Here is a 19,417-nt window from a genome sequence, read left to right as displayed (position 1 = left end):
CGAAGAACAGATGGCACAGGTCATGAACGAACGCGACGTGCTGCAGACCGTGCGGCTGAAGGGGCGGGTCGGCGCCGCCGACCTGGCCGGCGCGCTGGGCGCCGATCCGAGCGCGGTCGTGGACCGTCTGGTGGCCGACGGGGCCCTGCTCAGCGCACCCGCGTTGCGGCTGACCCCGGCCGGCCGCGAGCGGCTGGCGGAGTTGCTCGCGGCCGAACGCGCGAGCGTCGACCACGCGGCCGCCGAGGCGGTCTACGAGCGGTTCACCCCGGTGAACGCCGACTTCAAGGCCGCGCTCTCGCAGTGGCAACTCGGGCGGGCCGGCGGTGCGGCGGATCCAGCAGGCGACGCCGACGTGTTGGCGAGCGTGCAGGACGTCCACCAGCGCGTCACTCCCGTGATCGCCGCGGCGGCGGAGCTGCTGCCGCGGCTGAGCCGCTACGCCGACCGGCTCGCGGCCGCGCTGCGTCTGGCCGCCGCGGGCGACCTGGCGTGGCTGAGCCGCCCGCTGGTCGACTCGTACCACACCGTCTGGTTCGAGCTGCACGAAGAACTCATCGGCCTGGCCGGCCGCACCCGCGAGGACTGAAACCGCGTCGATCGACCGTCACGATGATCGATTCGACGAACTGGTCGATAACTCGTGTGGTCTTGAAAATGATCACGCACGCTGGACCTTCGTCAGCACGGAAGGTTCATTGAGCTGCAGTTCCTCGCTCGCCTCGCATTCAGGGCACCCCGCTTCATCCTCGTCGTGGCCGCACTCCTGGCCGTCGGCGCCGGCATCTACGGCGTTCACGTCACGAAGTCGCTCTCCGCCGCCGGCTTCCGGGATCCCGGCGCCGAGTCCTCTCGGGTCGCCGACCTGATGGCAGACAAGTTCGGGCAGGGCGACCTGCAGATGGTGTTCGCCGTCGAGGCTCCCGACGCACGTGGCGGAGCGCGGGGTGCGTCTGCTCGAGCCGTCGGCCACGACATCGTCGACCGCGTGGCCGGTTACCCGTTCGTCGCCGACGTCCAGTCGCCGTGGACGGTGCCGCCCGCAGGTGCCGACGCGCTCGTCAGTGGCGACGGCCGCACCGGCCTCGTGGTCGTGGGCATCGCGGGCGGCGGCAGCGAGGCGCAGCGGCACGCCGAGGAACTCGCCGACAGGTTCGCGGGGACGCGCGGCGACGTGACGGTGACCGCGGGGGGACCCGCGATGGCGTACGTGGAGATCAACCAGCAGTCCGAACGCGACCTGCTGATGATGGAGGCGCTCGCGATCCCCTTCACGTTCCTGGTGCTCGTCGGCGTCTTCGGCGGACTGCTCGCCGCGTCGATTCCGCTGCTGGTGGGCATCTGGGCGATCGTCGGGTCGACCGCGCTGCTGCGTCTGCTCACCCACGTCACCGAGGTGTCGACGTTCGCGCTGAACCTGACCATCGCCATGGGCCTCGCGCTGGCCGTCGACTACACCCTCCTGATCACCAGCCGCTACCGCGAGGAGCGGGCGAGCGGTTCGGACGTCGAGACGGCGCTGTGTCAGACGATGGCCACCGCGGGCCGGACGGTGTTGTTCTCGGCGACCACCGTTGGGCTGTCGATGGTCGCGCTGGTGCTGTTCCCGATGTACTTCCTGAAGTCGTTCGCCTTCGCTGGCCTCACGGTCGTGGCGTTGACGGCGCTGGCCGCGTTGGTGATCGCGCCCGCCGCCATCGTGGTGCTCGGCGACCGCATCGACGCCCTCGATCTGCGGCCCCTGGCCCGGCGCGCGTTCCGTCGGCCGGCTGCGGCGCCGACGCTCGAGGGCACGTTCTGGTATCGCACCGCGCGGTTCGCGACCCGCCGCGCGGTGGCCGTCGGCATCGGCGTGACCGTGCTGCTGCTGACCCTGGGTGCGCCGTTCCTGCACGTGAAGTGGGGCTTCCCCGACGAGCGGATGCTGCCGGATTCGGCGTCGGCGCGCCAGGTCGGCGACCAGCTGCGCGACGACTTCGGCTACAACCCGGCGACCGCGATGACGATCGTGGTGCCCGATGCCTCGGACGTGGATGCGGGTGAGCTGTCGCGCTTCGCGCGCGATTTGTCCGCGACCCGGCACGTGACGTCGGTGTCGGCGCCCACGGGCACCTTCTCCGGCGGTGCGCTGCGTGGCCCGCCGTCGGCCCCGACCGGAATCGTGGACGGCAGTGCGTATCTGACGGTCACCAGCAGCGCCCCGACCGTCACCGACGAGAAACCCAGCCCGCTGGACTGGATCCACTCGGTGATCGGGCCGAACGACCAGCCCTTCCTCGTCGGCGGCATCGCACAGGTGACCCACGACAACGCCGAGGCGATCAGCGCGCGACTTCCCTTGGTGCTGTTGGTGATCGGCGTAATCACGTTCGTGCTGCTGTTCATGCTGACGGGCAGCCTGCTGCTGCCGATCAAGGCCGTGGTGCTCAACGTGCTGTCGTTGACGGCGACGTTCGGCGCGCTGGTGTGGATCTTCCAGGACGGAGCGCTGGGTGCGCTCGGCACGACGGCGACGGGATCATTGGTCGCGCACGTACCCGTGCTGCTGTTCTGCGTCGCCTTCGGGCTGTCGATGGACTACGAGGTGTTCCTGATCTCGCGCATCCGCGAGTACTGGCTCAAGGGCGGGCGGGAGACCAAGGCCGACAACGACGAGGCGATCGCGCTCGGGCTGTCGCGTACCGGCCGGATCGTCACGGCCGCTGCGCTTCTCATGGCGATCTCGTTCGCGGCGCTGATGGCGTCGGAGGTGTCGATCATGCGGATGTTCGGGCTCGGGTTGACGCTCGCCGTGCTGATGGACGCGACGCTGGTGCGCATGCTGCTGGTGCCGGCGTTCATGCACCTGATGGGTCCGCGCAACTGGTGGGCCCCCGAGGGGATGGCGCGCTGGCACGGCCGCTTCGGGTTGCGCGAGTGTGGTCGCGTCGCCCCGGCGCGCCGACCGCTGGGCGGTAGGCACCGCTGGCCGCGCGAACCGGCCCGCGCCTGGCGCTAGGCGCGCCCGCGAGCAGACACCAACTCGCACGCGGAGGGGGCTCTGAGTGCGAGTTGGTGTCTGCTCGCGGTTAACTGGTCAGGCCGCGCGCGATCACCAGGCGCTGAATCTGGTTCGTGCCCTCGAAGATCTGGGTGATCTTCGCTTCGCGCATGAACCGTTCGACGCGGTAGTCGCGGGTGTAGCCGGCGCCGCCGAACACCTGCACCGCGTCGGTGGTGACCTTCATGGCCGCGTCGGTGGCGATGAGCTTGGCGACGCTGGCCTGCGCGCCGTACGGCAGCCCGAGGTCGCGTCGGCGGGCAGCGTCGAGGTAGGTGGCGCGGGCGCTCACCGTCGCGGCCGACATGTCGGCCAGCAGGAAGCCGAGGCCCTGGTGGTCGATGATCTTGCGGCCGAACGTCGTTCGCTCGTTGGCGTAACGCGTCGCCTCGTCGAGCGCGGCTTGGGCGATGCCGACCGCGACGGCGGCGATGCCCAGCCGTCCCGAGTCCAGCGCACTGAACGCGATCTGGAGCCCCTGACCCTCGGCGCCGATCCGGCGGTCGGCGTCGATGCGCGCGTTCTCGTAGAACGCCGACGTCGTCGGTACGGCGGCGAGGCCCATCTTCTCCTCGGGCTTGCCGAACGTCAGCCCCTCCAGGTCACCGGGGACGAGGAAGCACGAGATCCCCTTGCTGCCCTCGCCCGTCCGCGCAAACAACGTGTAGAAGTCCGCGACGCCACCGTGGGTGATCCACGACTTCGACCCGTTCAGCACGTAGCCGTCGTCGTCGCCAATGGCGCTGCACCGCAACGCCGCTGCGTCGGACCCGGCCTGCGGCTCGGAGAGGCTGTACGCGCCGATCTGGTCGCCAGACAGCATCCCGGGCAGCCAACGCTGCTTCTGCTCGTCGGTGCCGAAGGTCAACAGCGGGTGCGACGACAGGCTGTGCACGCTGACGGCGACGGCGACCGCCGCCCACCGCGCGGCCAGTTCCTCGAGCACCTGCAGGTACACCTCGAACGGCTGGCCGCCGCCGCCCCACTCCTCGGGCTGCGGCAGGCTCAGCAGGCCCGCGGCGCCCAGTTGCGCGAACACCCCGTCGGGGTAGGTCTCGGTGCGCTCGTGCTCGTCGACGATTGGGTCGAGCACCTTGTCGGCGACGTCGCGGGTCAGCGCGATCAGCTCGGCGGCCTCGTCGGAGGGGAGCAGGCGGTCGACCGGCATGGTTGCATCTCCTAGTTTCTCGAGGCCACTGTATCGCCGCCGGACGCCACCACCAGAGCCACCATCACCAGTGCGATGCCCACCGCCTCGGCGACGGTCGGCCGCTGCGCCAGCGCGATGGCACCGACGATGGCCGCGGTCGCGGGCAGCAGCGCCAGCAGCAGCGCGAACCGCGCCCGGCCGATCCGCGTCAGCACCACCTGGTCGAGGCCGTACGGCACCGCGGTCGACAGGACGCCCACCGCGGCGCCCAGCAGCCAGGTGCGGGGATAGGCGAACACCGAAGCGTCGTCGATCAACTGACCCAGCAACAGGGGCGCCGCGAGCACCACCGCCGCGACGGCCATCCCGACGGCCAGTGAGTCGAGGCCGGCCCCCGCATCGGCGACCCGCTTGCCGAGCAGGATGTAGCCGGCCCACAGCGCGGCGGCCAAGAGCGCGAAGCCGACCCCGACGGCGTCGGCACCCGCCTGCACGCCCGCACACGCCGCGACGCCTCCGGCGGCGAGGACCACGGCGACCATGTCACGGCCACGCCGAGATCCGAGCGCCGCCACCGCGACCGGACCGAGGAACTCGATGGCCACGGCAGTGCCGAGCGGGATGCGGGCGATCGCCTCGAAGAACGCGACGTTCATGGCCACCGTCACGATGCCGAATCCGCCCGCGGCAACGATCGTGCGGCGGGTCCAGCGGGTGCGCCACGGACGTCGCCACACGAGCAGTGCCATCGCAGCCGCGGCCGCCCGCAGCCACGCCACTGCCGCGGGGTCGGTGGTCTCGAACAGGAACACGCCCACCGCTGCGCCGGCGTACTGCGACACCGCGCCCACGACGAAGAACAGCGGCACCGACCACGCGGGGACGCGGGCCATGGGGCTACAGCGCGGCGTTGATCGCGTCCACGCGGTCCTTGGCGTCGCCGAAGAGCATCTGCGTGTTGTCCCGGAAGAACAGCGGGTTCTGCACGCCGGCGTAGCCCGACGCCATCGAGCGCTTGAACACGATGACGTTGTCGGCGTTCCACACCGTCAGCACCGGCATGCCCGCGATCGGGCTGCTGGGATCCTCGGACGCCGCGGGGTTGACGGTGTCGTTGGCGCCGATGACCAGAACGACGGAGGTGCCGTCGAAGTCGTCGTTGATCTCGTCCATCTCCAGGACGACGTCGTAGGGCACCTTGGCCTCGGCCAGCAGCACGTTCATGTGGCCGGGCAGGCGGCCCGCGACGGGGTGGATGCCGAACCGCACGTCGACGCCGCGCTCGCGCAGCTTGCGGGTGAGGTCGGCGACGCCGTACTGCGCCTGCGCGACCGCCATGCCGTAGCCGGGGGTGATGATGACCGAGCTCGCCGAGCCGAGCAGTTCGGCTGCACCCTCGGCAGTGATCTCGCGGTGCTCGCCGTAGTCCTTGTCGTCGGCGGGCCCGGCCTCGATCCCGAAGCCGCCTGCGATCACGGAGATGAAGGACCGGTTCATGGCCTTGCACATGATGTAGGACAGGTACGCACCGGAGGAGCCGACCAGCGCGCCGGTGACGATCAGCAGGTTGTTGCCGAGCAGGAAGCCGGCCGCGGCGGCCGCCCAGCCCGAGTAGCTGTTGAGCATGGACACCACGACCGGCATGTCGCCGCCGCCGATGGATGCCACCAGGTGCCAGCCGAGCAGCAGCGCGAGCGCGGTGACCGCAATCAGCAACCACAGCTGCGGATCGATGACGAACCAGACCGTCAGCGCTGCGAAGAGCACCAGCGATCCGAGGTTGAGGATGTTCTTCCCGGGCAGCATCAGTGGCGCTGACTTCATCCGGGCCGACAGTTTGAGGTTGGCCACGATCGACCCGGTGAAGGTGACCGCGCCGATGAACACGCCGATGAACACCTCAGCGGAATGGATGCCGAGCATGCCCTGCTCGGACATCGCGACGGCATCCGGCCCGTCGGGGTGAGCCTCGATGTGCAGGTAGCCGTTCCAGCCCACCAGTACCGCAGCCAGGCCGACGAACGAGTGCAGCAGTGCGATCAGCTCGGGCATGCCCGTCATCTCGACGATCCGGGCCCGCCAGAGCCCGATGGCGGCGCCGATCGCCATGGCGCCGAACAGCAGCCCGAGGCCCAACGGCTCGATCTCGTGGTTGATGGCCAGCGCGATGGTCGCGATGAGCGCGATCGCCATGCCCACGATGCCGAAGCTGATGCCGGCGCGGGACGTCTCGTGCCTGGACAGTCCGGCCAGGGAGAGGACGAAGAGCAGTGCTGCCACGACATAGGCCGCGGTCGCAGCAGTTTCCAGGGTCAACATGGGGAGATTGGTTCCGATCGGTTGGGCAAGCTCTAGCTGCGGGAGAACATCGCGAGCATGCGGCGGGTGACCGCGAAGCCACCGAAGATGTTGATGCTGGCGAGCAGGATGGCGAGGGTGGCCAGTGCGGCGATCGCACCGTCGGGTTCCCCGACCTGCAGCAGGGCACCGACGACGATGATCCCGGAGATCGCATTCGTCACCGACATGAGCGGTGTGTGCAACGCATGGTGCACGTTGCCGATCACGTAGTAGCCGATGACGATCGCCAGCGCGAAGACCGTCAGGTGCATTTGCAGCGCTGCTGGGGACAACGCCAGCAGGGCGAACAGCACCGCAGCGGCAGCGAGCGTGATGCCCAACCGGCGACCGGCCGTCATCGGCTCCTTGGCCTTGGGGGCCTCGACCGGGGCGGCCGCGGCCGCAGCCGCCGGCGCCGCGGAGACCTGGACCGGTGGGGGCGGCCAGGTGGTCTCGCCGTCGCGTACGACGGTGACCGAACGCTGCACGACGTCGTCGAAGTCCAGCGTGAGCCGGCCGTCCTTCTCCGGGGTGAGCAGCTTGAGCAGGTTGACCAGGTTGGTGCCGTAGAGCTGGGACGCCGTTGCAGGCAGCCGGCCGGCGAGATCGGTGTACCCGATGATCGTCACGCCGTTGTCGGTGACGATGGCCTGGTCCTCGACGGTGCCCTCGACGTTGCCGCCGTTGGCCGCGGCCATGTCGACGATCACGCTGCCCGGCTTCATCGATGCCACCATGTCGGCGGTGATGATGCGGGGCGCCGGCCGACCGGGGATGAGTGCGGTGGTGATGATGATGTCGACGTCGCCCGCCTGTTCGGCGTAGAGCGCGGCCTCGCGGGCCTTGTAGTCGTCGTCCATCTCCTTGGCGTAGCCGGTGGCCGAGACCTCGGCGGCCTCCTTGTCGACGTACAGGTACTCGCCACCGAGCGACTTGACCTGGTCGGCGACCTCGGGGCGCGGGTCGGTGGCCCGCACGATGGCGCCCATGCTGCCCGCCGCGCCGATCGCGGCGAGGCCGGCCACGCCCGCGCCGACCACCAGCACCTTGGCGGGCGGGACCTTGCCCGCCGCGGTCACCTGGCCGGTGAAGAACCGGCCGAAGGCGTGCGCGGCCTCGACGACGGCGCGGTAGCCGGCGATGTTCGCCATCGACGACAGCACGTCGAGTGACTGCGCCCGCGAGATGCGCGGAACGGCATCCATCGCCAGCACCGTGATGGGGCGAGCGGACAGCTTCTCGACCAGTTCCGGGTTCAGCGCCGGCGAGATGAGGCTGACCAGCGTGGCGTGGTCGGCGAGCGCTGCGATCTCGGCGTCGTTGGGCGCGTTGACCTTGAGCACTACCTCGGCGGACAGTGCCTCTTCGGGCGACCCGACACTGGCGCCCGCCTCGACGTAGGCGGCATCGGAGAAGCTCGAGGCGTCTCCGGCACCGGACTCGACGACGACGGAATAGCCCAGTTTGAGGAGTTGCCCGACGGTCTGGGGCGTGGCGGCGACACGCGTCTCACCCGCGTGTGACTCGCGCGGAATCCCGATCTGCATCCGAAGAGTCTCGCATTTGCCCGCCGGGCACGCGCGCACCCCTCTGTCGGTGAGCGGCCCGCTTAGTCACGGTGAGCGGCGTGCGATCCGAGGCGAACGGCGCTCACAGCCAGTCGCGTCGCTTGAACGTGACGTACAGCAGCGCCACCAGAACCACGATGATCGCCGAGCTGACCACGAACCCGTGCACGGTCTCGATGCCGGGATACTGCACGTTCTGGCCGTAGAAGCCGGTGACGGCCGTCGGCACTGCGATGATCGCTGCCCAGCCCGTCAGCTTCTTCATCACGGTGTTGAGCCGCGCGTCCTGCAGCGACAGATTGGTCTCGAACACCGTCGTGACCATGTCGCGCAGCGACTCCGTCCACTCCGACGCCCGCAGGACGTGGTCGTACAGATCGGCGTAGAGCGGGTCTAGTTCCGGTGACGTCTTCGCGTCGAGGCGGCGGTGCTGGATCGCGCTGACCACCTCGCGCATCGGCAACACCACGCGCCGCAGCTCGACGAGGTCCTTGCGGAAGCGGAACGTCCTTCGCTGCAGCCCGCCGCCCTTGGGGCCGTCCTCGGCGAAGAGCTCGTCCTCCAGCGCCTCGATGCCGTCGTCGAGGGCCTGCACTGCATCGAAGTGCCCGTCGACGACCACGTCGAGCAGACCGTGTACGAGCGCGCCCACGCCGTGCTCCTGGCCGCCCAGCTCGTCGAATCGATCCGACACCAGGCCGGTGTCCCAGCGCCCTCCCGTCGCCGCCGGGAGCCGCACCGTGATCAGCCCGCGCGGCAGGACGAAGCCCGAGATGCGGTACTTGAGCAGCGTCGAGCTGGAGTCGTCGGTGGGCGCGACCGTATCGATCGCGTAGACGGTGAAGAACGTGTGCGAGTGGTAGACGGTGGCCTTGGTGCGCTCGTTGGGCGCGATCGCGTCCTCGACCGCCCACACGTTGAGCGTCAGCTCGTCGGCCAGTGCCGTCAGCGTCGCGTGGTCCGGGTCGTAGACGTCGACCCACACCAGCGTGCCGTCATCGGCGAGATAGTCGGAGATCTGGTCGAAGGAGAAGTCCTCCTGCGGCCGTCCCCCTCGCCATACCCGCCCGTGCACATCGGTCATGGGAGTCATCATCGCGGAGCCGCTGATCTCGTTTTCGTACCGGGACGGCATCGACATGGTCGGACCTGCTGTATCGACGCGCGCGTAGACGCAGGATCAGTGCATGAATCCCGTGGTCGAGCGTGGCGTGGCCCGCTGCCCCAGCTGTGTCGCCATCGCTGATTACTGCTTCACCGAAGACGGTCCCGATGCGGTGCGCTACGAGGTCCGCTGCCGCAAGTGCGGCGAGGTCTACCGAGAGACGAGCGTGCTGGGCGCGACGGCGCTGACCGTCGACACCATGCACTACGTCTACATCCCGGCGAGCGAGGTCATTCGCGTCGCACCGACCGACCGCGTGCTCGCCGAGGCGAAGCGGTGGTGTTCTGCCGCCGCGATCACGACGGCGTCGGCCGCATCTGGTGCGAGGGTCGCCGCAGCAACCGCGATCACGGCGGTCGCAGCGACGAAGTCGGCCCTCGCAGCCCGCGCACGGGCAGTCGAGATGCCGACTTCGTGGCCGAAACCCCGCGAACTCGACGCGGGCGGCGCTGTAGCGGGTTAACCCAGCTTGTCGCGCAGATCCTTGAGCGTCCGCTCCAGGATCCGCGACACGTGCATCTGCGACACCCCGATGCGCTCGGCGATCTGGCTCTGCGTCATCGATTCGAAGAAGCGCAAATACAGAATCGTCCGTTCGCGATCGGGCAGACCGGCGATCAGCGGGCGCACCGACTCCTGGTCGGTGATGCGGGCGAACGACGGATCGACGGTGCCCACCGTGTCGGCCAGCATCCTCGAGTCACCGTCGCCACCGGGCACCGGCGCGTCGATCGACTGCGTGCGGTAGGCCGCCGACGCCACCAGGCTCTCGACGACGTCTGCGCGGTCGACCTCCAGGTATTCCGCCAGCTCACTCGGTGTCGGCGCACGGCCCTTGGTCTGCGTGAGCTCGGAGATCGCGCGCGTCAACTGCACGTGGCGATCCTTGAGCCGGCGCGGCACATGCATGGCCCAACCGTGATCGCGGAAGTGCCTACGCACCTCGCCCATCATCGTGGGGACGGCGAAAGACAGGAAGCCGCTGCCCTTTTCGGCGTCGAAGCGGTTGACCGCATTGACCAGACCCAGCCGGGCGATCTGACGCAGGTCCTCGAAGTCCTCGCCGCGCCGGTCATAGTGGCGCGCGATGTGCTCGGCCAGAGGTAGGCACCGTTCGATGATCGCGTCGCGGTGACGCTGATGCTGCGGTGTGCCCTCGTCGAACATCCGCATGACGCGGAACATGTCGATGACGTCGGCGTATTCGTCGTTGTTCCGGCGTGATGCCGTAGCGGGGCTCTCCGGCGGCGCGATCTCGACGGGTGTCGTCTCGGCCAGGGGAGCCAGGTGCACCAGTTTGTCGTCCGGTGCGACCTCAGCGGCCCGGTATGAAGTGTCCATGGGAGCGTCCATTTGCATGGTCACGAGGCACCTCCGGCACACTCGTCGACCTGATTCACGAAAGCAGAGATAGTCATCGGGCGGACCCCCTAACAGGCGTCCTACGGAAACGACCGCGACAACCTGCGGCGTATCCAGTCCGTAGCGAACGGACCCGGCAATTTGCCGTGTCTGCACGGGAGGTTTCGGGGTGCCGACGCTCGCAGGAGACTCAACGAAGCGGGGGCGCGACCGAATCAAACGGTGCAGCCTTGTCGTCCGCTTCTAACTAAACGGCGCGTGGTGTCCAAGAGTGGACTACTCGAACAGTACGCCGATGAGCCCCGCATAGCGAGTGTGCATCTCGATCAGGCCCTTCACCAGGCAGGTTTATTTCGATTTCAAGAGGGCACCAGTGGATATGTCGCTGTAGCCACACGGCGAACCACCGTGGGGAAATGGAGCCGATGTGACAACTGCCATCCTCGAGCCGAGCGAAATGACCGCCGCAGGCGTGTATCGCCCTCAGGAAGATTCACAACTCATCGTCGACGTGATGGAGCGGCACGCTCCACCCGCCGGTTTGCGGGTCGCAGACCTGTGCACGGGCAGCGGCTTCGTGGCGATCAACGCCGCAGCCCAGGGCGCAGCGTCGGTCGCCGCCTTCGACCTGAGCAGCCGTGCCGTGCGAGTCGCTCGCGCGAACGCCGTGGCTGCGGGCGTCGAGGTCGACGTGCACCTCGGCCACTGGGCCCGGGCAGCCGAGTACGGCCCGTTCGACCTCGTGTTGAGCAACCCGCCGTACGTGCCGTTCGACGAGGAGAGCGAAGAGAACCTCCCGGAGAACGCGGGCCCGCGGCTGGCGTTCGACGCGGGCATCGACGGACGTCTGGTACTGGACCCGCTCTGCGCGTACGCACCGAACCTGTTGGCCGAGCGCGGACGACTGCTCGTCGTGCACTCCGAATTCGCAGGCATCGACCAGACCGTCGAAGCGCTCCGCGCGGCCGGCCTCCGCTCGAATGTCGTTACCCATCAGCGCATTCCATTCGGCCCCGTGATGAAGGCGCGCGCTCCGTGGCTGGAGCGCACGGGCCGGCTCGAGCCGGGTCGTCGCTACGAACGGCTCGCCGTGATCGAAGCCGTCCGACCGTGAGCGACGAGGCCCGGGTGGTCCGCATCGTCCCGAACGGGCCGGTGATGGTGCAGGGCCCGGTCCGCATCGAGATGCCCGACGGCACCGTCGTGGAGTCCGACCGGTTCATGTGCGCCATCTGCACCTGTCGGCGCAGCAAGATCTATCCGCTGTGCGACACCAGCCACCGGCGCCGTCAGCGCGCCAAGGACGACGACGCGTCGACGACCGTCAGCGCGGAGGCACCGGCCGAGGCTTGATTCCGGTCGTCGTTCGCCGTACGGAGGATCAGTCGTCGAGCGGACGACGCAGCGACGTCGTGCCCTGGGTCCACGACCGCACCATGTGATCGGCCAGGCGGTCCTCCACGAAGTCGAACGCCCGCATCCCGAACACCACGTCGGCTTCGACGTGCGGCTCACGCATCACCAGGTCACCCACGACGTCGGTGCGCACGATCTGCTCGTGCACGGCGTCGGCTTCGACGTGTTCGGCGTAGAACTTGATGGCCTCATCGGGCCCACCCAGGCGCTTCAGCGCCCGCACCATGCGCTGCGACCCCGACGGTGAGGTGATCTCGGTGGCGGCGAAGTGCCCGACCGCTGCGCCACGCAACGAGCGGTGCAGGCCGAACATCGACATTAGGTTGACCGCGACCAGCGTCTCGCCGACCGCGTAGTCCATGTAACCCAGGTACGAGGAGTCCAGGCCGGACGCGGCGAGCAGGTCGGCGAACAGTTCCTGGTGGATCTCCGACGCGCGTCCGCCACCGAACTCGTCGAACTCGACCGCGACGAACGCGGCCTTCGCGCGGCCACGCAGGCGGGGAATGGCCCAGGCGTGTGGGTCGCCCTCCTTGAGGTGATAGATCGAGCGGTGGACGAAGTACTCCTGAACCTGCTCCCAGGTGCCGTCCTTCAGGAAGTGCCAGGTGGGTCCGTTGCCGCTGGTGGGTTCGACGGACAGCCGGGTCATCTCGGCCTCGGCGGTGTCGTCGGCGGTGATCGGGCCGACGTCGCGGCGCAGAGCGTCCAAGAACAGGTCTTCGAGTCGGCCGCGCAGGTGCAGCAAGCCGGCGTTCCACTCCCACCCGGAATCGACGCCGCGGAAACCGCTGTAGTGCAACTCGTAACAGACGGCGAGAGCCAGATGGAGGTCGAGTCCATACGGATCGGCGTCGCCCACCGAGGACTCGATGCGCTGCAGGTGTCCGTGCGGGGCACGCTCGGCGAGGAGGTCGATGACGGTGGCGGACAGCGGGCCGCGCGCGCTGGGCAGCGTCGGCTCGGTGGCGATGGGTTGCGCAAGTGTCACTATCTTCAACTACCCGGTCGCGTTCGCGTGAAACGCCACTACAGCGAACTAAAAATCGTCGTGAGCGCAGTACTTCGGCTGATCTAAGGACGTCGGTATGAATACCGGATGCGCGTGACACCGCCTGCCGACTCCTGCTGTCGCTGAGCGCGTCCGCCCGCTCACACCAGGAAAGTCAGGTCACGTGTCCGTCTTCGTCGACATCACGCCCGACGAGTCGCATGTCGACTCGCCGGTGCGCAACGCGCCCAAGAACCAGTGGCGTGGCAGGACCACGCGCGCTGCCCTTCCGCTGCTGTCGGTGCTGGTATTCGGTGTCGTCTGGCAGCTCGTCGCCGCCAGCGGCGTCTGGAACCAAACGTTCGTGCCGTTCCCCAGCACGGTGTGGCGCGCGTTCCTCGACGTGTCGACGACGCATGACGGCGTCCGCGGCTACGCCGGCTATCTGCTGTGGGAGCACCTGTACATGACGCTGCGCCGCGTGGCGGTGGGCGTGATCATCGGCATCGTGCTCGGCGTGCTGCTCGGCCTGGTGATGGGGTCTGTGAGCTGGGTGCGCAGCGTGCTCGAACCGTGGCTGACGTTCATCCGCGCGCTGCCGCCGCTGGCCTACTTCTTCCTGCTCGTGATCTGGCTGGGCATCGACGAGGCGCCCAAGGTCACGCTGCTGGCGCTGGCCGCGCTGCCGCCCGCCGCGGTCGCGACCACGGCCGCCGTCGTCGCAGCACCCGTCGGCCTGCAGGAAGCCGCCAGGGCGCTGGGCGCCAGCCGTGCGGAAGTGATTCGCGACGTGGTGATCCCGTCGGCGCTGCCCGAGACGTTCACCGGCATCCGGCTCGCAGTCGGCATGGCCTACTCGTCGGTGGTGGCCGCGGAGCTGTTCAACGGCCTTCCCGGGGTCGGCGGATTGGTCAAGGACGCAAGCAATTACAACAACACCCCGGTCGTGCTCGTCGGCATCTTCGCCATCGGGTTCTCGGGTCTGATCATCGACGGTCTACTTCGCGCCGCTGAACGGCGCGCCGTCCCTTGGAGAGGAAAGATATGACGCTAAGGGCCCTGCTGGCCGCTGCGGCGGTCGCGACCATGGCGCTGGCGGGTTGCGCGGTCGACAACTCGGGCAACGACTCGAACAAGGAGACCATTCGCCTTGGCTATCAGTCGTTCCCGAGCGGTGACCTGATCGTCAAGAACAACAAGTGGCTCGAAGAGGCGCTGCCCGACTACAACATCAAGTGGATCAAGTTCGACTCGGGCGCCGACGTCAACACCGCGTTCATCGCCAAGGAACTCGACTTCGGCGCGCTCGGCTCGAGCCCCGTGGCGCGCGGGCTATCCGCACCGCTCAACATCCCCTACAAGGTGGCGTTCGTCTTGGACGTGGCAGGCGACAACGAGGCCCTGGTGGTCCGCAACGAGGCCGGGGTGAACAGCATCCCCGAGCTGCGCGGCAAGCGGATCGCAACGCCGTTCGCGTCGACGGCACACTACAGCCTGCTTGCAGCACTGTCGCAGAACGGGTTGTCCCCCAGCGACGTTCAGCTGGTCGACCTGCAACCGCAGGCGATCTTGGCGGCGTGGGACCGCGGTGACATCGATGCGGCGTACACCTGGCTGCCGACGCTCGACGACCTGCGCAACACCGGCAAGGATCTGATCACCAGCCGCCAGTTGGCGCAGGGCGGCAAGCCGACCCTCGACCTGGCCGCGGTCCGCACCGAGTTCGCCGACGCCCATCCCGAGGTCGTCGACATCTGGCGACAACAGGAGGCACGCGCACTCGACGTCATCAAGGATGACCCGGCTGCAGCGGCCAAGGCCATCGCCGCCGAGGTCGGGCTAACGCCGGAAGCGCTCGAAGGGCAGCTGAAGCAGGGCGTCTACCTGACCCCCGCCGAGGTCGCCTCACCGGAATGGCTTGGCTCCGAGGGCAAGCCGGGCAATCTCGCCGCCAACCTGCAGAGCGCGTCGGAGTTCCTGGCCGAGCAGAAGCAGATCCCGTCGGCCGCGCCGCTGCAGACGTTCCAAGACGCGATCTACACCAAGGGACTGCCCGATGCCCTCAAGCAGTGACGTCGCGGTCAGGGGTGGGCTGAGGATCGCGAACGTCGCTCACCGGTACGGTGACGTAACCGCCCTGGGTCCAGTCGATCTCGACGTCGAGCCGGGCGCCTTCCTGGTGCTCGTCGGAGCGTCCGGCTGCGGCAAGAGCACGCTGCTGCGACTGATCGCCGGGTTCGAGGAGCCGACTGCCGGTGAGGTCAGGGTGTCCGGCGCATCGCCGACACCCGGCGTGACTTCGGGCGTGGTGTTCCAGCAGCCGCGCCTGTTTCCGTGGCGCACCGTCGGTGGCAACGTGGATCTGGCGCTGAAGTACGCGAGGGTGCCGCGGGACCGCAGGGACGAGCGTCGCGAGGAGCTGTTGCAGCGCGTGGGCCTCGAGGGGGTCGGTCACCGCAAGATCTGGGAGATCAGCGGCGGGCAGCAGCAGCGGGTGGCCATCGCGCGGGCACTGGCTGCCGAGACGCCACTGTTCCTGCTCGACGAGCCGTTCGCGGCGCTCGACGCGCTCACCCGCGAGCGACTGCAGGAGGACGTCCGGCAGGTGAGCGCCGAGACCGGCCGCACGACGGTGTTCGTGACCCACAGCGCCGACGAAGCCGCCTTCCTCGGGTCGCGCATCGTCGTGCTGACGCGCCGGCCGGGCCAAGTGGCGCTCGACTTGCCGGTGGACCTGCCGCGCACGGGAGTGGACCCCGACGAACTCAGGCGGTCGCCCGAGTACACGCGGTTGCGGGCAGAGGTTGGTCGAGCAGTGAAGGCCGCGGCGGCCTGACCTGACGGCCACGAGCCGGTCGTGGAGCGCCGCCCGTCGGCCGTGGATCATGGAACGGGTGCGCACCCTGGACCGACCATGACGGACACCACGTTCGAAACCCGCACGGGCAGCCTGCCGGCTTCCTCGCCGCTGCGCCGGACCTGTACCGCGGCAACGCCATCCGCTGCGTGGTCAGCATGATGCGCTCGCTGAAGACCGACGCCTGGCGCCGGATCGCCGACTTCTTCGGCGAGCACCTCGCGGGCGCGCAGCGGTGAAGGTCGTGGCGATCCACACCGCGAAGGGGCGGCGGCTACCCGTGCGGGCGGTCGACTCGGTGCTGGCGGAGGAGGGTCGCGGGCTGGTCGGCGACCGCTATCACGGGACGCGGCACCGCCACGTCACCATTCAGTCGCGCGAGATGCTGGACCGGGCGGCAGCCGACCTAGGCCGCGAGATCGACAGCGGCGGCACGCGGCGCAACGTGACGGTGGACGCCGGCGAGATCCCGACGAAGCCGGGCACGCGGATCACGATCGGCGACGTCCAGCTGGAGGTGGTGCGGGTGTCGGCCCCGTGCCGACTGCTCGACGACGACATGGGTCGCGGGGCTGCCGCGGCGTTGAGCCGCCGAGCGGGTTCGGTGTGCCGGCTGCTGTCGTCGGGGACGATCAGCGTCGGCGACGAGGTGACGGTGGTCGCGGTGGATCAGACCGGTGGGTAGGCCGGGGGCGGGTACACGCCGCGCAGGCCCCACGGCAGGAACTGGAAGAAGTACTCGATTTCGTCGCTCGCGTCGTAATCCGGGTTCGGATCCATGAGTGCCTCCCAGCTGCTGCGTGGTCGTCGGAAGTCTATCCCTCCGGCTGCGGGCAGGGGTACCCGATCAGGGCACGAGAATAAACTGGCCAACCAGTTGATAGATACCCGGGCGCCGTCCCGGCCTGCCTATAGTGAGTCGCCATGTCCACTGAACCCGATGCTCGCCGTGCATCGGCGTCGAACACTCCTCGCACGAGCGGCTCGGCGGCGAGGGAATCCGCGCCCGCCGGCTCGACCCGGCGCGACGAACTGCTGACCGTCGCCACGAAGCTGTTCGCTGCGCGTGGCTATCACGGGACGCGGATGGACGACGTGGCCGATGCCGTCGGCCTGAACAAGGCGACGGTCTACCACTACTACGCCAGCAAGTCGCTGATCCTCTACGACATCTACAAGAGCGCTGCCGACTTCACCGTCGCGGCCCTGCACGACGACCCGACGGCGACCGCGCGCGAGACGATCTACCACTTCACCCGTCGGTTGCTCGTCGGCATCGCCAGCGACATCGAGCGGGCGGCCGTCTACTTCCAGGAGGGCCCCTACATCACGGAGTGGTTCACCGAGGAGCAGGTGGCCTACATCCGCCACTCGGAGACCGCCGTCTACGAACACGTCCGCGACGTCATCGACCGCGGGATCGCCAGCGGCGAGTTCTTCGAGTGCGATTCGCACGTGCTGGCCCTTGGCTACATCGGGATGACGCTGGGCTCCTACCGATGGTTGCGGCCGCAGGGCAGGCGCAGTGCGCAGGAGATCGCCGTCGAATTCAGCACGGCACTACTGCGCGGCCTGATCAAGGACGAGGCGGTCCGGTCGGCGGAGCCGCTCGGGATCGACGTCAAGACCACGGCCGCCGCCAATGACTGACCTGTTCCGGCTCGACGGGAAGGTAGCCGTCGTCACGGGCGGCGGTCGCGGCATCGGCGTGATGATCGCCCGTGGGCTGCTCGAAGCTGGCGCCAGCGTGTACCTGTCGAGCCGCAAGGAAGCCGAATTGGCAGCGGCGGCCGCCGAATTGGCGCCACTCGGTCGGGTCGAGGCGATACCAGCCGATCTCGGCACGGCCGCCGGGGTGGATGCGCTGACGGCTGCGCTGACCGAACGCGAGGACGCGATCCACGCGCTGTTCAACAACGCAGGCGCGGCCTGGGGTGCCTCGTTCGAGGACTTCCCGGAGTCGGGCTTCGACAAGGTCTTCGACGTCAACGTCAAGGGCGTGTTCCTGCTGACCCGGGCGCTGGTGCCGCTGCTCACCGAGGGGGCGACGGACGACGATCCGTCCCGCGTCGTCAACACCGGCAGCATCGACGGGATCGTGGCCCCCGAACGCGGCCGCGACAACTTCTCCTATAGCGCCAGCAAGGCCGCCGTGCACATGCTGACCCGCCACCTGGCCGGGGAGTTGGCGCCGAAGATCCTGGTCAATGCGATCGCGCCGGGGCTGTTCCAGTCCCGGATGACGAAGGAGCTGCTGGCCGCGGGCTCCGAGGCCGTCGGTTCCGCACTCCCGCTGGGCCGTATCGGCGCGCCCGACGACATGGCGGGCATCGCGGTGTTCCTGGCCAGTCGCGCGAGCACCTACATCACCGGTGCGGTGATCCCAGTCGACGGCGGCGTCAGCACCATCCGCTGATCAGAACTCGATGACCTGCCGCACCGCATGGCCGTCGGCCAGTTCGTCCATGCCCTCGTTGATCTGGTCGAGCCCGATGGTCGAAGACACCAGCGCTTCGACCGGCAGCCGGCCCTCGCGCCACATCTCGACGAAGCGCGGGATGTCGCGTGCAGGCACCGCCGAGCCCAGGTAGCTGCCGATCAGCGAGCGACCCTCGGCCACCAAACTCAACGGCGACAGGCTGATTCGCGCATCGGGATGGGGCAGGCCGACGCTCACCGTGCGGCCGCCGGGTGCGGTCACCGCGATGGCGGTCTCGAGTGCCGCCGCGTGGCCGACGGCTTCGATGACGACCTCGGCCTTCAAGTCGCCGACGTCGTCCGGCGTGCGGGCGGCGTGCACGCCCAGTTCGCGGGCGCGGGCCAGCTTGTCCTCGAGCCGGTCGATGGCGACGACCCGTACGTCGTCGTGCGCGAGCGCGGTGAGCAGGGCGGCCATCCCGACTCCTCCGGCTCCGATGACGGCGACCGTCTGCCCCGGCTCGGGACGGCCGGCATTCAGCACCGCGCCACCGCCGGTGAGCACCGCGCAGCCGAGCAGCGACGCCACTACGGGCGGGACGTCATCGGCCACCGGCACCACCGATCGTCGGTCGACCACCGCGTGCGTCGCGAAAGCCGAGACGCCGAGGTGGTGCAATACGGGCTCGCCGTCGCGGCTCAGGCGGGTCTCGCCGCCGAGCAGCGTTCCAACGCCGTTGGCGGCGCTGCCCGGTACGCACGGCGCCAGTCCGTCCGTGGCGCACCCCGAGCACTCGCCGCAGCGCGGCAGGAAGGTCATGACCACCCGCTGCCCGGCCTGCACGTCGGTCACGGCGGCGCCGACCTCCTCGACGATGCCTGCCGCCTCGTGGCCGAGCAGCATCGGCACGGGGCGGACGCGGTTGCCGTCGACCACCGACAGATCGGAGTGGCACAGGCCCGCCGCCTCGATCCGAACCAGGAGTTCGGTGTCACCGGGTGGCGCGAGGTCGAGGTCGGCGACGCTCAGCGGATGGGAGTCGGCGTAGCGGCGGGGGGCTCCGATGCGTTCGAGAACGGCTCCGCGAATCTTCATGCCACCAGCCTGCC

20 protein-coding genes are annotated in these 19,417 nt (G+C 69.0%); 11 read left to right on the top strand and 9 right to left on the bottom strand.

The window, feature by feature from the left end:
- Positions 1–22: 22 nt before the first annotated feature.
- Both LOK44_RS13970 and LOK44_RS13965 read left to right on the top strand, forming a co-directional pair.
- Entirely contained in the window at positions 23–589 is a 567-nt protein-coding gene (locus tag LOK44_RS13970; RefSeq protein WP_237570669.1) for a MarR family transcriptional regulator, read from the top strand.
- Positions 590–754: 165 nt separating this feature from the next.
- Complete coding sequence (locus tag LOK44_RS13965; protein ID WP_237570668.1) at positions 755–2,998, top strand: MMPL family transporter; 2,244 nt, start codon at positions 755–757, stop codon at positions 2,996–2,998.
- Between the two features lie 70 nt (positions 2,999–3,068).
- On the opposite strand, the gene LOK44_RS13960 is transcribed toward LOK44_RS13965, so the two are convergent.
- The 5 genes from LOK44_RS13960 to LOK44_RS13940 form a co-directional block, all read right to left on the bottom strand.
- On the bottom strand, positions 3,069–4,208 hold the full coding sequence (locus tag LOK44_RS13960) for an acyl-CoA dehydrogenase family protein (protein ID WP_237570667.1): 1,140 nt from the start codon (positions 4,206–4,208) through the stop codon (positions 3,069–3,071).
- Positions 4,209–4,219: 11 nt separating this feature from the next.
- The gene (locus LOK44_RS13955; RefSeq protein ID WP_237570666.1) at positions 4,220–5,083 is read right to left on the bottom strand and encodes an EamA family transporter; all 864 of its coding nucleotides are present in this window, start codon (positions 5,081–5,083) and stop codon (positions 4,220–4,222) included.
- Positions 5,084–5,087: 4 nt separating this feature from the next.
- Complete coding sequence (pntB, locus tag LOK44_RS13950) at positions 5,088–6,509, bottom strand: Re/Si-specific NAD(P)(+) transhydrogenase subunit beta (RefSeq protein ID WP_237570665.1); 1,422 nt, start codon at positions 6,507–6,509, stop codon at positions 5,088–5,090.
- Positions 6,510–6,541: 32 nt separating this feature from the next.
- Positions 6,542–8,077, bottom strand: coding sequence for a Re/Si-specific NAD(P)(+) transhydrogenase subunit alpha (locus LOK44_RS13945; RefSeq protein WP_237570664.1), 1,536 nt, complete (start codon positions 8,075–8,077; stop codon positions 6,542–6,544).
- Between the two features lie 103 nt (positions 8,078–8,180).
- Positions 8,181–9,182 carry a magnesium transporter CorA family protein gene (locus LOK44_RS13940; RefSeq protein WP_237570663.1) on the bottom strand — a complete coding sequence of 334 codons (1,002 nt, stop codon included), beginning with the start codon at positions 9,180–9,182 and terminating at the stop codon, positions 8,181–8,183.
- 103 nt (positions 9,183–9,285) lie between these two features.
- On the opposite strand from LOK44_RS13940, the gene LOK44_RS13935 reads away from it, so the two are divergent.
- The gene (locus LOK44_RS13935) at positions 9,286–9,726 is read left to right on the top strand and encodes a hypothetical protein (protein ID WP_237570662.1); all 441 of its coding nucleotides are present in this window, start codon (positions 9,286–9,288) and stop codon (positions 9,724–9,726) included.
- Here LOK44_RS13935 and LOK44_RS13930 read toward each other — a convergent pair.
- Positions 9,723–10,604: a SigB/SigF/SigG family RNA polymerase sigma factor gene (locus LOK44_RS13930; protein ID WP_283817822.1), complete on the bottom strand. Its 882-nt coding sequence runs from the start codon at positions 10,602–10,604 to the stop codon at positions 9,723–9,725. The genes LOK44_RS13935 and LOK44_RS13930 overlap by 4 nt on opposite strands.
- A gap of 448 nt (positions 10,605–11,052) precedes the next feature.
- Between LOK44_RS13930 and LOK44_RS13925 the strand changes: the two genes are divergently transcribed.
- Entirely contained in the window at positions 11,053–11,739 is a 687-nt protein-coding gene (locus LOK44_RS13925) for a HemK2/MTQ2 family protein methyltransferase (RefSeq protein ID WP_237570661.1), read from the top strand.
- Positions 11,736–11,978, top strand: a complete 243-nt coding sequence (locus tag LOK44_RS13920; RefSeq protein WP_237570660.1) for a CDGSH iron-sulfur domain-containing protein — start codon at positions 11,736–11,738, stop codon at positions 11,976–11,978. The genes LOK44_RS13925 and LOK44_RS13920 overlap by 4 nt, the downstream gene beginning before the upstream one ends.
- Positions 11,979–12,006: 28 nt before the next feature.
- Here the strand turns inward: LOK44_RS13920 and LOK44_RS13915 are convergent, their stop codons facing one another.
- Positions 12,007–13,032, bottom strand: a complete 1,026-nt coding sequence (locus LOK44_RS13915) for an iron-containing redox enzyme family protein (RefSeq protein ID WP_237570659.1) — start codon at positions 13,030–13,032, stop codon at positions 12,007–12,009.
- A gap of 184 nt (positions 13,033–13,216) precedes the next feature.
- On the opposite strand from LOK44_RS13915, the gene LOK44_RS13910 reads away from it, so the two are divergent.
- From LOK44_RS13910 to LOK44_RS13895, 4 genes are all read left to right on the top strand, one after another.
- The gene (locus LOK44_RS13910; protein ID WP_237570658.1) at positions 13,217–14,080 is read left to right on the top strand and encodes an ABC transporter permease; all 864 of its coding nucleotides are present in this window, start codon (positions 13,217–13,219) and stop codon (positions 14,078–14,080) included.
- Positions 14,077–15,105, top strand: coding sequence for a taurine ABC transporter substrate-binding protein (locus LOK44_RS13905; protein ID WP_237570657.1), 1,029 nt, complete (start codon positions 14,077–14,079; stop codon positions 15,103–15,105). The genes LOK44_RS13910 and LOK44_RS13905 overlap by 4 nt, the downstream gene beginning before the upstream one ends.
- The gene (locus tag LOK44_RS13900; protein ID WP_237570656.1) at positions 15,089–15,868 is read left to right on the top strand and encodes an ABC transporter ATP-binding protein; all 780 of its coding nucleotides are present in this window, start codon (positions 15,089–15,091) and stop codon (positions 15,866–15,868) included. Before LOK44_RS13905 ends, LOK44_RS13900 begins: the two co-directional genes overlap by 17 nt.
- Positions 15,869–16,133: 265 nt before the next feature.
- Positions 16,134–16,574: an MOSC domain-containing protein gene (locus LOK44_RS13895; protein ID WP_237570655.1), complete on the top strand. Its 441-nt coding sequence runs from the start codon at positions 16,134–16,136 to the stop codon at positions 16,572–16,574.
- Here LOK44_RS13895 and LOK44_RS13890 read toward each other — a convergent pair.
- Positions 16,559–16,669 carry a hypothetical protein gene (locus LOK44_RS13890; RefSeq protein ID WP_099045876.1) on the bottom strand — a complete coding sequence of 37 codons (111 nt, stop codon included), beginning with the start codon at positions 16,667–16,669 and terminating at the stop codon, positions 16,559–16,561. The genes LOK44_RS13895 and LOK44_RS13890 overlap by 16 nt on opposite strands.
- Before the next feature lie 144 nt (positions 16,670–16,813).
- Between LOK44_RS13890 and LOK44_RS13885 the strand changes: the two genes are divergently transcribed.
- A complete protein-coding gene (locus tag LOK44_RS13885) occupies positions 16,814–17,539 on the top strand; it encodes a TetR/AcrR family transcriptional regulator (protein ID WP_237570654.1) in 726 nt (241 codons plus the stop codon).
- The gene (locus LOK44_RS13880; RefSeq protein WP_237570653.1) at positions 17,532–18,305 is read left to right on the top strand and encodes an SDR family oxidoreductase; all 774 of its coding nucleotides are present in this window, start codon (positions 17,532–17,534) and stop codon (positions 18,303–18,305) included. Before LOK44_RS13885 ends, LOK44_RS13880 begins: the two co-directional genes overlap by 8 nt.
- On the opposite strand, the gene LOK44_RS13875 is transcribed toward LOK44_RS13880, so the two are convergent.
- Positions 18,306–19,403, bottom strand: a complete 1,098-nt coding sequence (locus LOK44_RS13875) for an alcohol dehydrogenase catalytic domain-containing protein (RefSeq protein ID WP_237570652.1) — start codon at positions 19,401–19,403, stop codon at positions 18,306–18,308.
- Positions 19,404–19,417: the final 14 nt, after the last annotated feature.

The sequence above is a fragment of the Mycolicibacterium lacusdiani genome, assembly GCF_021916785.1.
Classification (GTDB): domain Bacteria; phylum Actinomycetota; class Actinomycetes; order Mycobacteriales; family Mycobacteriaceae; genus Mycobacterium; species Mycobacterium lacusdiani.
This window is presented reverse-complemented; position numbering and strand designations above follow the sequence as displayed.